This window comes from Shewanella sp. Scap07 (genome assembly GCF_013394145.1).
Taxonomy (GTDB): Bacteria; Pseudomonadota; Gammaproteobacteria; order Enterobacterales; family Shewanellaceae; genus Shewanella; species Shewanella waksmanii.
Map to the genome: position 1 here is coordinate 1,605,642 of NZ_CP041329.1, position 13,466 is coordinate 1,619,107.

Genomic DNA, 13,466 nt, shown 5'->3' on the forward strand with positions numbered 1-13,466 from the left:
TAATTTAGTGTCAAACGAATTAAATACCATGGATATCAAAGAGATCTTGAAATTTCTGCCACACAGATATCCATTCCTGTTGATTGATAGAGTATTGGATTTCACACCGGGTGAAACATTGCATGCGATCAAGAATGTCACCATCAACGAGCCATTTTTCCAAGGACATTTTCCGGTACAGCCGGTTATGCCTGGTGTGTTGATCTTAGAAGCTATGGCACAAGCAACTGGCTTGCTTGCATTTAAAACCATGAGTGATGCGCCGTCAAATGACGCGTTATACTACTTCGCTGGTATCGATAAAGCGCGTTTTAAACGTGTTGTAGAGCCAGGTGATCAAATTCACTTTGAAGTTAAAATGATAAAAGAGCGCCGCGGGATAGGGGTGTTTACTGGTGAAGCTAAAGTGGATGGTGAACTAGTTTGTTCAGCTGAAATTATGTGTGCACGCAGAGAGATCAGCAAGTGATAGATAAGTTAGCTTATATTCATCCCGATGCCAAAATTGGCAACAATGTCACTATCGGACCTTGGACCTATGTGGGTGCAGATGTTGAGATTGGTGATGATTGTCATATTAGCTCGCATGTTGTCATTAAAGGCCCAAGTGTCATTGGTAAGGGCAACCGTATTTTTCAATTCGCTTCGGTGGGTGAAGATTGCCAAGATAAAAAGTACGCCGGTGAGCCAACACGACTAGAGATTGGTGACAATAACGTGATTCGGGAGTCGGTCACGATACACCGTGGTACCACTCAAGATGAGGGGATCACCAAAATTGGCTCAAACAACCTGTTTATGGCCTATGTGCATATCGCTCATGATTGTGTCGTGGGTGATAATGTCATCATGGCCAATAATGCCTCTATTGCTGGCCACGTGCATGTGGGAGACTGGGCGATTTTAGGCGGCATGACAGGCGTTCATCAGTTTGTCAAAATTGGCGCCCATGCATTTACCGCTGGTTATTCGTTGATCCTTCAAGATGTGCCACCATTTGTTATGGCTTCAGGACAACCGGCGATACCTCGGGGGCTTAATAGCGAAGGCCTGAAGCGTCGTGGTTTCTCTAAAGAAACGCAGCTTGCAGTTAGACGTGCGTATAAGACACTTTACCGTAAAGGGCTGACCGTAGAAGAAGCCGTAGTCGCTTTGTCTGAAGATATGCAAGACGATCAGGTTAAACTGCTAACTGAATTTGTTAAGCAGTCAAGCCGCGGTATTATTCGTTAAGCAGCTTACCTAACTAAAGAGCTCGTTGTTTAACGGGCTTTTTTTTTATATTGATTTTATAACAGTGCAGTTTTATGAGCGAAGTAGATCAAAAAGTTTTTGCCATGGTCGCTGGAGAGCTTTCCGGTGACATTTTAGGTGCTGGTTTAATTAAGGCACTAAAACAGCAATATCCCAATGCACGCTTTGTTGGCATTGGCGGACCACAGATGGATGCGCTGGGCTTTGAATCGATATTTTCATTTGAAGAGCTAGCAGTCATGGGGATTGTTGAGGTATTGTCGCGATTACCACGCTTGCTGCATGTTAGAAAGACCTTAGTCGATACGATCACCAAGCTCGAACCAGACTGTTTTATTGGCATTGATGCGCCTGATTTCAATATAGGGCTTGAGTTAAAGCTTAAGCAGCATGGCATTAAAACGGTGCATTATGTGAGTCCCTCGGTATGGGCATGGCGACCCAAGCGGATTTTTAAAATAGCAAAAGCAACCAATATGGTATTGTCGTTGCTACCATTCGAAAAAGCGTTTTATGATAAGCACCAAGTGCCTTGTACTTTTGTCGGCCATACTTTGGCTGATGATATCCCGCTACAATCAGATAAACTGCAAGCGCGAATGGAGTTAGGTTTAGCCCCTGAAGCGGAATACCTTGCGATATTACCCGGATCCCGTGGCGGCGAGCTAAAGCAGTTGGCGCAGCCGTTTGTAGAAGCGGCGCAATTGCTTAAGCAGCAATACCCTGATCTTAAATTTGTTACTCCTTTAGTGAACGCTAAGCGTCGAGAACAGTTTGAAACGGCACTCAAACAATATGCGCCCGATCTAGAAATTACCTTAGTTGAGGGCAAATCCAGACAAGTGATGGCGGCTGCAGATACCATTTTGCTGGCATCGGGTACGGCGACATTAGAAGCGATGTTAGTGAAACGGCCCATGGTGGTGGCTTATAAAGTTAATGCCTTAACTTATAAGATTGCCAAAGGCATGATGCAAATCGATAGCTATTCTTTGCCCAATTTACTCGCTGGCGAAAAAATAATTCCGGAACTGATTCAAGATGATTGTACAGCACAGAAGATTGCTCAAGCAGTCGCGCTGCAGCTTGATCAAGATAGCCGCCCATTAATGCAGACATTTTTGCAGATGCATGAGTCGCTGCGCTGTAACGCCAGCCAAGTCGCGGCGCAAGCTGTCAGTCAACTTGTGGAGGCAGATTAATGGCCATTTATAAAGGGATAACAGCTGAGCAGATAAGTGAACTGACCTGCGGATATTATGCGGGTGTTGATGAAGTGGGTCGTGGTCCGCTTGTTGGTGATGTCGTCACGGCCGCAGTCGTGCTCGACCCTAATAATCCCATTTTAGGCCTAAATGATTCAAAGAAGCTGTCAGAGAAAAAGCGTGATGCTTTGTATGAGCAGATTTTAGAAAAAGCACTTGATGTGAGTGTCGGCCGTGCCAGTCCGCAAGAAATCGACCAAATCAACATATTACATGCGACTATGCTGGCCATGCAACGGGCAGTCGCGGGCTTAAAAGCGCGCCCTGACAGAATATTAATTGACGGCAACCGCACGCCAGAGCTAGATAATGAAGCCCATGCAATTATTAAGGGCGATGGTTTGATTGATGGTATCAGCGCGGCGTCAATTGTCGCCAAGGTGGTTCGCGACAGGGAGATGGCCGAGTTAGATGAGCGATATCCCCAATATGGTTTCGCTAAACACAAAGGTTATCCGACTAAAGCCCATTTTGAAGCATTAGCCGCCCACGGTGTATTAGCGGAGCATCGGCGCAGTTTTAAACCTGTACAAACTGCACTCGAAAGCGACGTGTAGAGCAAAAGTTTAGTTGAATAAAATACTCAACTTCTAGTGAGTTTGTCCTCAGTCTGTTAACCTCAAAGGCAGCGATTAGTTGCCTAATGATAAAAGTATAAAGTATGTCTGAACCCCGTTTTGTGCACCTGCGTGTTCACAGTGATTTCTCTATGTGTGACGGCCTAGCCAAAGTGAAACCCATTTTGGCTAAGGCAACTGAGCTTGAAATGCCGGCGTTAGCGTTGACTGATCAAACTAACTTATGCGGCCTAGTTAAATTTTACGGCGGGTGTCACGGAGCGGGAATAAAACCCATTATTGGCGCTGACTTTTCGATGTTGGTCCCAGGTTTTGAAAAAGAGTTTTGCTCAGTCACTGTCATTGCTATTAATAACGAAGGCTATAAGAATCTTACGCTATTGATCAGCGATGCATTTTTACGTGGTCATGTTAACGACCGCGCGGTCATCGACCAAGCATGGCTAGCTAAGTATAGCGAAGGCTTATTGCTGCTATCCGGTGGTCGCGAAGGCGATGTAGGTAAGGCATTACTTAAAGGCAATCAAAATCAAGTTAATGAACTTATTGGTTTTTATCAACAGCACTTTGCTGACCGATTCTATCTAGAGTTAATTCGTACCGGACGAGCAGACGAAGAGCGCTACTTGCATATGGCAGTCGAACTGTCTGCGCAGACGGGGGTGCCGGTGGTGGCGACCAATCAGGTCGTGTTTATGCAGCCTGATCAGTTTGAGGCCCATGAAATCAGGGTCGCTATTCATGATGGTTTTACCCTTGCAGATCCTCGTCGCCCCAAGAAATACAGCGAACAACAGTATTTTCGCAGTGAACAAGAGATGTGTGAACTGTTTGAAGATATTCCCGAAGCCCTGGCTAACAGCGTCGAAATCGCTAAACGTTGCAATGTCACTGTGCGTTTGAATGAGTACTTCCTGCCCAACTTCCCTACCGGGGATCTGAGTATTGAAGACTACCTTGTTGCAGTTTCTGAAAAAGGCCTGCAGGAAAGGCTTGAGTTTCTGTTTCCCGATGAGCAAGAACGCGCTGAAAAACGTCCCGAGTATGATGAACGATTAGATATCGAACTTAAAGTTATTAATAACATGGGGTTCCCTGGTTACTTCCTGATTGTAATGGAGTTTATCCAGTGGGGTAAGGACAATGACATCCCCATTGGTCCAGGCCGTGGTTCGGGGGCGGGCTCGCTTGTGGCCTATGCACTGAAAATTACCGATCTTGACCCACTGGAATTTGACCTGCTGTTCGAGCGCTTTCTAAACCCTGAACGTGTATCGATGCCTGATTTCGACGTCGACTTTTGCATGGACCGTCGTGATGAAGTGATTGATCATGTTGCCGACCTTTATGGTCGTGATGCGGTATCGCAAATTATCACTTTCGGTACCATGGCTGCCAAGGCGGTGGTACGAGATGTTGGGCGTGTACTCGGTCATCCCTACGGTTTTGTTGACCGTATTTCAAAAATGATCCCCGCAGAACCGGGTATGACATTGGCCAAGGCTTTTGAAGTCGAACCTGGCTTGCCAGAGTCCTACAATGCTGATGAAGAGGTCAAAGACCTGATTGATATGTGTCGCATTCTAGAAGGGGTGACACGTAATGCGGGTAAACATGCCGGTGGTGTGGTTATTGCGCCGACGGTGATCACCGACTTTGCTCCTTTGTATTGTGACTCTGAAGGCCAGAACCCGGTAACTCAGTTTGACAAGAACGATGTTGAAACCGCAGGGTTAGTTAAGTTTGACTTCTTAGGGCTAAGAACCCTAACCATTATCGACTGGGCGCTGCAAATGATTAACCCGCGCTTACAAAAGCAGGGTATCGAGCCAGTAAGAATCGAGGCCATTCCCCTCGATGATCCTAAGTCATTCAAGTTGCTGCAGCGTTATGAAACCACCGCCGTGTTCCAGCTGGAATCTCGCGGTATGAAAGATTTGATTAAACGTCTGCAACCAGACTGTTTTGAAGACATGATTGCATTGGTAGCGCTGTTCCGCCCTGGTCCGCTGCAATCAGGCATGGTAGATAACTTTATTGAGCGTAAACACGGGCGTGAGGAAGTCTCTTATCCAGACGCCCAGTATCAGCACGACTCACTGAAAGAGTTGTTATCGCCAACCTACGGCATTATTTTGTATCAAGAGCAGGTAATGCAGATCGCGCAGGTACTGGCGGGCTATACGCTTGGTGGAGCCGATATGTTGCGCCGTGCTATGGGTAAGAAAAAACCCGAAGAGATGGCTAAGCAGCGCGGCACCTTTAAAGAAGGTGCTGTCAATAATGGCGTTGACGGCGACTTGTCGATGAAAATCTTTGACTTGGTAGAGAAGTTTGCCGGTTATGGTTTCAACAAATCCCACTCTGCGGCCTATGCTTTGGTGTCCTATCAAACATTATGGCTAAAAACCCATTATCCCGCCGAGTTCATGGCAGCGGTTATGTCTGCCGATATGGATAACACCGATAAGATTGTGATCTTAGTTGATGAGTGTGAGCGTATGGGGTTGCCGCTGATCCCGCCCGATGTCAATAAAGGCTTATTTAAATTTACCGTAGATGATGAGCAAAACATTGTTTATGGCATTGGAGCTATTAAAGGGGTTGGTGACGGCCCAGTAGATTCAATTCTTCAAGCAAGGGAAGACGGCCCGTTTAAAGATCTGTTTGATTTTTGTGCCCGAGTCGATTTGAAAAAACTCAACAAGCGCGTGATTGAGAAGCTTATTTGCGCCGGCGCATTAGACAATTTAGGCCCGCACCGCGCTGCAATGATGGCAACCTTGCCTGAGGCGATTCGAGCGGCAGCGCAGCATGCCAAAGCACAAGAAATCGGTCAAGAGGATCTGTTTGGCCTACTCAATACTGAGCCCGAAGATAACAAGCAGCAGTTTGTTGAGTGTACGCCTTGGCCTGATAAAGTGTGGCTAGAAGGGGAGCGAGATACCTTAGGTTTATACTTAACCGGTCACCCCATTAATCAATACCTTAAAGAGCTTAAGCATTACACCTCTGGGCGACTAAAAGATGTCCACCCAACAGAGCGTGGTAAAACCATGAAAGCGGCTGGCTTAGTGGTCGCTACGCGAGTCATGATGACTAAGCGCGGTTCCAAAATGGGCTTGGTGACTTTAGACGATAAAAGTGCCCGGCTTGAGGTGATGCTATTCACCGAGGCCTTCGAAAAGTTCAATCACCTGCTAGAAAAGGATCGCATTTTAATCATTGAAGGTGAGGTAAGCTTCGATGATTTTTCTGGTGGCAACCGCATGACGGCGCGAAACATCATCGATATGGGCGAGGCTCGTAGTCACTTTGCCAGCGCGGTAGAAGTTGATCTTGAAGCCAGTAGCCTTTCGGTACAATGGCTGGAGCAATTCCGCTCGGCGGTCGAGCCGTGGAAATCAGGTGCGGTACCAATGAAGATCAACTACGCCCAGCCGCAGGCCAAAGCGCAATTTAAGCTAGGGGATGAGTGGCGGGTGAATCCAACAGATGAGCTGATGTTGGCCCTAGAATCACTAACAGGCTCTGGTAAAGTACGGATCTTGTTTTAACTATGACCTTAGCTGTAGCAGACCTTATTGAGCAAAATATTGCGCCGCTAGCACTTAAAGATGGTGCTAAGTTAGTACTTGCCTACAGTGGCGGCGTTGATTCAGCGGTGTTGTGCCACGGTTTAGCGCAGTATGCTCGGGCTCAGCCGCAGTTTCAATATTTACTAGTTCATGTTCATCATGGGCTCAACCCCGCTGCCGATAGTTGGGTGGCGCATTGTCATCAGCAGGCATTGCAGTACCAGTTGCCCTTTAAGTGTCAGCGAGTCACCTTGACGCTTGGCGCGAGAATTAGCACTGAAGCTGCCGCTCGTGATGCTCGCTACGGTGTCTTTACTGAGTTAGTGAACCCAGGTGATGTGTTATTAACAGCACATCATCAAGATGATCAACTGGAAACTGTGCTACTGGCGCTCAAGCGTGGCTTAGGGCCCAAAGGGCTCGCGGCAATGGGACAAGTACAAACATTTGCACAGCAAGCCTGGTTAGTGCGGCCGTTGCTGTCAGTGAGCCGTGAACAAATAGAAGCCGCAGCGAAACAACATCAAATTAGCCATATCGAAGATGATAGCAATCATGACACTCAGTATGACCGCAATTTTCTTCGACATGAGATAATACCGCGCTTAAAGGAGCGCTGGAGCGCCATTAGCGTAACCAGCAGCCGCAGCGCCGCGTTATGTGCCCAGCAGCAGACGTTGCTAGATGAAGTCGTTAGTGAGCGCTTACCGGCATTGATTGAGCATAACGCTGCGCTAGGCAAACCTTGTATGGATCTATGTCTGCTTGCACAGCAAAGTGAGCATTGGCAAGCGGTTTATTTAAGGGCGTTTATTGAAGCGTGTGGTTTTAACGCACCTTCGCAAGCGCAGTTACAAAATCTGTTGCTGCAAGTACTGCATGCCAAAAGTGACGCGCAAATCAATATTGTCCTCAATGGCTTATTGGCCAAACGCTATCAACAGCGATTATATTTGCTTGAGGCGAAACACTATCAGCAGCCGTTGTCGGTAGACTGTGGAGTCATATTCGATGTCAATGAGCATAATACTCAGCAGCAAATTGCCGTCAGTGACGGTAGCTGTATTCGTATTTATCGACTTGAGAATGCATCTGGCCTTAAATTGCCAAACTCGACACAGCAAGTATCGATTAAATTCGGCGCGCCGGGCAGCACAATAGTGCATCCATCAACACGGCAGAAAAGTAGAGAGTTGAAAAAAGTCTGGCAAGAGTTTGCCGTTCCGCCTTGGGAGCGCAGTCGCGTCCCGTTAGTGTACTTCGATGACAAGCTGGTGTGTGCTGTAGGCTATTGGATAGAAAAAGCCTATCTAAGCCGTAAAGGCGAGCCGAGTATACAGTTGCAATATCACCAGTAAAACTCACCGCTTGGCTGTTACTGAGTAAAACGGTATTAAGACGCCACTTTATAGCAGTTTCTACCAGCAGCTTTGGCCTCATAAAGCGCTTTGTCTGCTTGGTCATAGAGTTGGTCTGCGTTTAGCTGCGCATGCCACTGGGTTAGACCTAAGCTACTATGCACTGAGTATTTACCCAATTGAATGTTGTCACCTATCGCAGTGAGAATGCGGTCGCAAAGAATCGATGCTGCTTGTTTGTCGCCTTGAACGATAATGACAAACTCATCTCCTCCGGTACGAAATGCCTGATCTGTGGCTCTAATGCTGTTGGATAGTATTTGTCCAAAAGCCGTCAATACTTGGTCGCCAATAAGGTGTCCATAACGATCATTGAGCATTTTGAAGTTATCTAGGTCTAACACAATCATAGATAGCGCTTGGTGACTGCGGCCGGCTTGTGCAATGGCTTGTCTTATACTTTCATTGTAATAGTGACGATTGCCTAGCTGAGTAAGCGAGTCGAACATGGCCTGTTTTGCCATCTCACTATACCGAGTTGCATTAACTAAAGGCTGGAGTAAGTAGCCTTGAATTTGCTGCATGATCTCCGCTTGAGAAGGCATCAGTGGAGAGTTGACGTGATAATTTAAAGTCACGGTTTCGCCACTGACCTCAAGATGTTGTTTGATCTCAAGCCCTTGCTTACGGCCCCAAGCAAACTGATAGTCCTTGTAGCGCAATGCAACACCTTGGATCGGCAAATGTTGGCCCATGACTTTGCCAAAGCAGGCAAAGACTGTCCGCGGATCTAAGCTCTCATGTAGCTGTTGTATAATTTTCGTCATATCGGGTGTGTTACCAAGTCTTGCATTGTGTGCATTTTGATAACGGTATTCTTCAGGGTAATAAGCCGTAGCTAAACCAAAGTCCATAATGTTTACTCCACCAAAAACGGACCATCAATGGTAGATATAAAGCAATATGCATGCCGATGTTTAAAAATAGTTATAAATTGGCTTGAAACTGCCGTGCTGAGCGGAAGTGGAGGAAGTTTTGCTTCCGCCATGTTTTTGACAGCTAAGCGGCTGTATTTGATTAGATACTATGTTAGCGTAATGTTAATAAGGTCGTTTTGCCGTGAAATGGTGTCTCAATCGCCCAAGGGGCGTTTGTAGCCGAAATCAGCCGTATCAGGTTAGGTGATTTAATATTTAACTTTTCAATTGGTTATGCCTGTTGTTGTGCTAATGTAACTGAGGTGGCTAAGTCGCTCAATCATGACAGTAGCCATAGAGCCAAATGTATACAAGCTGCGCCAATCATTCCCCTGGCGCAATGGATGGTTTTCAACATTGATGTTGGTGAGTAGATGGAACATAGTTTTCTGATCCAAGTGTTGCTAATGCTGGTTATTGCGATTATTGCTATCGCATTATTACGTCGTGCCGGATTACCGGCAATTTTGGCTTATCTTGCCACTGGGGTGATCAGCGGCCCAGCAGGATTCAATTGGTTTAGCCAACATCAAATGCATTCGGTGGCTGAGCTGGGTGTGGTCCTACTGATGTTTAGCCTAGGGCTGGAGTTTTCGTTACCTCGATTGTGGGCGATGCGCCGGACGGTGTTTGGTCTAGGTAGTGCGCAAGTTTTTGTGACCGCGATTGTGGCCATAGGGGTGAGCCTAGTCAGTGGTTTGTCATTAGTCGAAGCCATTGTTGTTGGCTCAGCAATTGCGCTGTCGTCAACAGCAATTGTGCTCAAACTACTCAATGAGCAAGGGTGGTTACGTCGCCGCCATGGTGAATTATCTGTCAGTGTTTTGTTGTTCCAAGATATTGCTGTTGTCCCTTTATTAATCTTACTTCCTTTACTTTCTGCTCAGGGCGAGCCTATGACATGGCAAAGTATCAGTTATGCCATGTTAGAGGGGGTCGCCGCGTTTGTGTTGTTAATGGCTTTCGGTAAATGGGCATTGCCCAAGCTATTTGATGAGGTGGCTCGCTCACGCTCTAATGAGCTATTTGTGCTGTCGACCTTGGTCGTGGCATTAATTACTGGTGCGTTTACGCAGTGGATAGGTCTATCAATGGCGCTTGGCGCATTTATGGCGGGTATGCTGCTGGGTGAAAGCCAATATAAGCGCCAACTTGAAGCCGATATTCGGCCGTTTCGCGATCTGCTAATGGGGTTATTTTTTATCTCAATAGGGATGTTACTCGACTTCTCTTTAGTGCTCGCTTTCTGGTGGCAAATTCTGTTGTTAGTTGTGGCGGTGATTTTTGGTAAGGCCGTCATTGTGTTTGGACTGTTGCGCTTAGCCAAAGAGTCGTTTAGAACTTCTGTGGCCACCGCAATTAGCTTAGCCCAAGTGGGTGAGTTCAGTTTTGTTGTGTTAGCACTGGCGGTGAATTACGAATTATTGGCACCCACCTTAAGCACTAAATTAGTCATGGTGGCAGTCTTGTCGATGGCTGTCGCGCCATGGTTAGTGCGCCATAGCGTCGATATTGCTAGGCGATTACAGGGGGCCAGAGGGCGTAGCCCAGAAGATCTGCACATCGATCCCGCGTTAGAACATGCCAACGATTTAGTATTGATTTTAGGTTATGGCCGAGTGGGCCAAACCATTGCTCGCTTTATGAAGACTGAAGCGGTGCCGTTTCTGGTACTTGATTTAGATCCCACTCGGGTCTCTGAAGCACGGCGCGCCGGTGAGCCGGTGTATTTTGGTGACGTGAGCAAACGCAGTATCTTAAAACAGGCCAAAATTAAGCAAGCCAAGTTAATCGTTTTAACCTTTAGCGAAGGGCGCATATTAGAAGATGTGCTGCCACTTTGTCGTCAGCTGGCACCAGATGCCAAAATCTTAGTTCGTACTCGAGACGATGAGGGCATGGAAGAGCTAGAGCAGGCAGGGGCTAGTCAAGTGATCCCTGAGAGTTTAGAAGGCAGCTTAATGTTGGTCTCGCAGGTGTTATATCAGTGCGGGGTGCCGCTAAACCGCATTCTTAAGCGCTTGGAGTATGAACGCCGTAACCATTATCAATATCTGCATGGCTTTTTCTCAGGTGCAGAAACCGACTTCACCTTAGAGTTGCTGCATGCCGTAGCATTGCCTAAAGGGGCACATGTTGTGGGTGTACCCTTGTCCGATATCCCGTGGGATAAACTTCGGGTTGAAATTAGAGCGGTGCGCCGCGCAGGCGCCGAGGTGGAAAGCCCAGAACTAGATTGGTGTATTAAAGCCGGTGATACCTTGATTTTATTGGGTAAGCCTCGGCGAATTGAGAAGGCTGAGCATTACTTGCTGCAGGGTTAGTGCTTAGCACTTAGCCTGCAGTTCATTAAAACCAGCAACCAGAAACTAGATGCCCGCAAGCCGCCAATAAGACGGCAGTGTTTAAGTTAGCGGGTGGCATCAGTAAACCAGTGACTTACAGAGATTGATGTCATTGAACAACCGCTAAGGAGAACAGTGATGTTGACGCTTTATTATCGGGTATTGCCTTTGTTGTTGAGCCCGCTACTGCTAATTCAGGCACTGAAAGTGAAAGCATCGACGTTGCGTTTACCAGAGCCCAAAGGGGTGAGGCATCATCAAGCTGCAGCGTCTCAGTCGGACAAGCCGTTGTCAGTATTAATCATTGGAGATTCCGCAGCAGCAGGTGTGGGAGCAAGCCATCAACAACAGGCGTTAAGTGGCGCGATCGCAACTCGCTTAAATCAGCACTTTAACCTGGAATGGCGCTTACATGCCCGCTCTGGCCTTGCCACCAAAGGGGCGTTTCGTTGGTTAGCTAAGTTGCCTGAGCAGCATTTTGATGTAGTTGTGATTTCACTAGGGGTGAATGATATTTTTAGCCCGATTAGTCAACGCGGCTGGTTGAGACTGCAACAACAATTTTTACAGCAAATACAATCACGATTGCAGCCACAGTTAGTCATCTTAACTGCAGTGCCGCCATTAGAGCACTTTAGCGCCTTACCGCAGCCGTTGCGTTACTGCATGGGCTTGCGGGCGAAGTTGTTCAATCAAGGTTTGATGCAACAGGTTAAACGCAATGCCAATGTGATGCTGCTGGCAATCCCAAATGAAGATGGGCAGTTATCGTTAGCCCAAGATGGCTTCCATCCCAGTGAAGCGAGCTATCAAATTTGGGCGGAGGCTATCGCTTCAGCGTGCAAGAAACACTTCAATGTGGCCGAAATTAATCAATATCAAAAAACTGCTTAATCTCATCAATCTGACACATGGCATCTTGGTAGCCAAGATTAATCAGTGCGCTGCAATATGATTGCTCAAACAGCAGGTAAGAGGCGATACTTGAGTCGGTTTGCTGATTGACACCAATCGGGCGCAACATGGTGCGTACTGCAAGTGGCATCTCTTGATAGTATTTGGTAGCAATCTGACTCAAGTCTTCACTGGGTTTAATGACTAAGGTCTCAATTTTCTTCAGTGGTAATGTTTTACGCTTTTCAGCATCAATCAAATCAAGGGTGCTATTCACCCGAGAAAGCCGCTCCAAATCACTGTTTAATGTATCGGAGAAGATGGTATCCAATAGATGACCTGTGATTGTCGCTGTTTTCGGATGATGCTCTAAGTCTTGATGCTGAGTCTTGTGCAGGCTTTCTAAGTTAATCACCATAATCTTCTCCGCCCCGAGGTGAATAGGGCTACTGAGAGGAGCTAACTGATGCACAGAGCCATCACCAAAATAGCCTTGATTGAGCTTCACTGAGGGAAAAACCAATGGAATGGCCGAGCTTGCGAGCAAGTGTTCAGTATTTAACTGTGCTCGTTGACCACCACGTCTGGCTCGATGCCACTCATCAATATGTTGATTGCCTTGAAAAAAAGTGATTGATTTTGCCGAGTTATAACAAGAAGTATCCACGCTTAAGGCTGCTAATGCCCCACTGGCAATATTGCGGTCGATACGCGCGAAACTGATCAATTGATTGAGTAAGTCCCGCAGTGGATCGTTATTAAATAAGCTGCCCGGGTTAGTATTGATTTTCTCATCTTGCAGGCCCATTAAGGCCATGCTGCCTAAGTGCGATAAAATTCCTGGGAACGATGACTTAAACACCTTGTGACAGGTAAAATTACGCCAAACCCATTCAAGCTTGCGCACGCCGAGATGAAAACAAGAAGCATGAGTCGCAATCGAGGTGCCATTGATGGCGCCGGCTGAGGTGCCGCAAATGATTTTAAACGGAATACCATGATTACGTGGATAGAACTGCACTATCGCTTTGAGCACACCGACTTGGTAGGCCGCTCTGGCGCCACCGCCGCCGAGTACTAGTGCTGTTTTTGCTGCCAATATCACCACTCCATCGATTAGGGCTACTTTTATTAAAGCGCTTAATATGGCTTAAAATCAAGTAAGTAAGTAGATTATTATCAGATTTACGGCGGCTTTTTTGTTAAAGACACCTATA

General features: G+C 46.9%; 10 protein-coding genes. 8 read left to right on the forward strand and 2 right to left on the reverse strand.

The window, feature by feature from the left end; all coding sequences use genetic code 11:
- Positions 1 to 7 precede the first annotated feature (7 nt).
- The 6 genes from fabZ (at position 8) to tilS (ending at position 8,033) form a co-directional block, all read left to right on the forward strand.
- Positions 8 to 469: a 3-hydroxyacyl-ACP dehydratase FabZ gene (gene fabZ, locus FLM48_RS07080; protein WP_028772256.1), complete on the forward strand. Its 462-nt coding sequence runs from the start codon at positions 8 to 10 to the stop codon at positions 467 to 469.
- The gene (gene lpxA, locus FLM48_RS07085) at positions 466 to 1,233 is read left to right on the forward strand and encodes an acyl-ACP--UDP-N-acetylglucosamine O-acyltransferase (RefSeq protein WP_179024167.1); all 768 of its coding nucleotides are present in this window, start codon (positions 466 to 468) and stop codon (positions 1,231 to 1,233) included. Before fabZ ends, lpxA begins: the two co-directional genes overlap by 4 nt.
- A gap of 74 nt (positions 1,234 to 1,307) precedes the next feature.
- Positions 1,308 to 2,456, forward strand: a complete 1,149-nt coding sequence (gene lpxB / locus FLM48_RS07090) for a lipid-A-disaccharide synthase (RefSeq protein WP_179024168.1) — start codon at positions 1,308 to 1,310, stop codon at positions 2,454 to 2,456.
- Positions 2,456 to 3,076: a ribonuclease HII gene (gene rnhB / locus FLM48_RS07095; RefSeq protein ID WP_179024169.1), complete on the forward strand. Its 621-nt coding sequence runs from the start codon at positions 2,456 to 2,458 to the stop codon at positions 3,074 to 3,076. The genes lpxB and rnhB overlap by 1 nt, the downstream gene beginning before the upstream one ends.
- 104 nt (positions 3,077 to 3,180) lie before the next feature.
- Complete coding sequence (gene dnaE, locus FLM48_RS07100) at positions 3,181 to 6,654, forward strand: DNA polymerase III subunit alpha (protein ID WP_179024170.1); 3,474 nt, start codon at positions 3,181 to 3,183, stop codon at positions 6,652 to 6,654.
- A gap of 2 nt (positions 6,655 to 6,656) precedes the next feature.
- Positions 6,657 to 8,033, forward strand: coding sequence for a tRNA lysidine(34) synthetase TilS (tilS, locus tag FLM48_RS07105; RefSeq protein WP_179024171.1), 1,377 nt, complete (start codon positions 6,657 to 6,659; stop codon positions 8,031 to 8,033).
- A gap of 35 nt (positions 8,034 to 8,068) precedes the next feature.
- Here the strand turns inward: tilS and FLM48_RS07110 are convergent, their stop codons facing one another.
- Complete coding sequence (locus FLM48_RS07110) at positions 8,069 to 8,947, reverse strand: GGDEF domain-containing protein (RefSeq protein ID WP_028772262.1); 879 nt, start codon at positions 8,945 to 8,947, stop codon at positions 8,069 to 8,071.
- A 437-nt stretch (positions 8,948 to 9,384) separates the two neighbouring features.
- Here FLM48_RS07110 and FLM48_RS07115 point away from each other — a divergent pair, with 437 nt between their 5' ends.
- Positions 9,385 to 11,334, forward strand: a complete 1,950-nt coding sequence (locus FLM48_RS07115; RefSeq protein WP_179024172.1) for a monovalent cation:proton antiporter-2 (CPA2) family protein — start codon at positions 9,385 to 9,387, stop codon at positions 11,332 to 11,334.
- A gap of 159 nt (positions 11,335 to 11,493) precedes the next feature.
- A complete protein-coding gene (locus tag FLM48_RS07120; protein WP_179024173.1) occupies positions 11,494 to 12,249 on the forward strand; it encodes an SGNH/GDSL hydrolase family protein in 756 nt (251 codons plus the stop codon).
- Here FLM48_RS07120 and FLM48_RS07125 read toward each other — a convergent pair.
- Entirely contained in the window at positions 12,224 to 13,348 is a 1,125-nt protein-coding gene (locus FLM48_RS07125; RefSeq protein ID WP_179024174.1) for a patatin-like phospholipase family protein, read from the reverse strand. The genes FLM48_RS07120 and FLM48_RS07125 overlap by 26 nt on opposite strands.
- Between the last annotated feature and the right edge of the window lie 118 nt (positions 13,349 to 13,466).

Excerpts from the sequence above, each read along its gene's own strand:
- dnaE (WP_179024170.1), top strand. The coding sequence starts at position 3,181 with ATGTCTGAACCCCGTTTTGTGCACCTGCGTGTTCACAGTGATTTCTCT.
- lpxB (WP_179024168.1), top strand. The coding sequence starts at position 1,308 with ATGAGCGAAGTAGATCAAAAAGTTTTTGCCATGGTCGCTGGAGAGCTT.
- tilS (WP_179024171.1), top strand. The coding sequence starts at position 6,657 with ATGACCTTAGCTGTAGCAGACCTTATTGAGCAAAATATTGCGCCGCTA.
- rnhB (WP_179024169.1), top strand. The coding sequence starts at position 2,456 with ATGGCCATTTATAAAGGGATAACAGCTGAGCAGATAAGTGAACTGACC.
- FLM48_RS07120 (WP_179024173.1), top strand. The coding sequence starts at position 11,494 with ATGTTGACGCTTTATTATCGGGTATTGCCTTTGTTGTTGAGCCCGCTA.
- FLM48_RS07110 (WP_028772262.1), bottom strand. The coding sequence starts at position 8,947 with ATGGACTTTGGTTTAGCTACGGCTTATTACCCTGAAGAATACCGTTAT.
- FLM48_RS07115 (WP_179024172.1), top strand. The coding sequence starts at position 9,385 with ATGGAACATAGTTTTCTGATCCAAGTGTTGCTAATGCTGGTTATTGCG.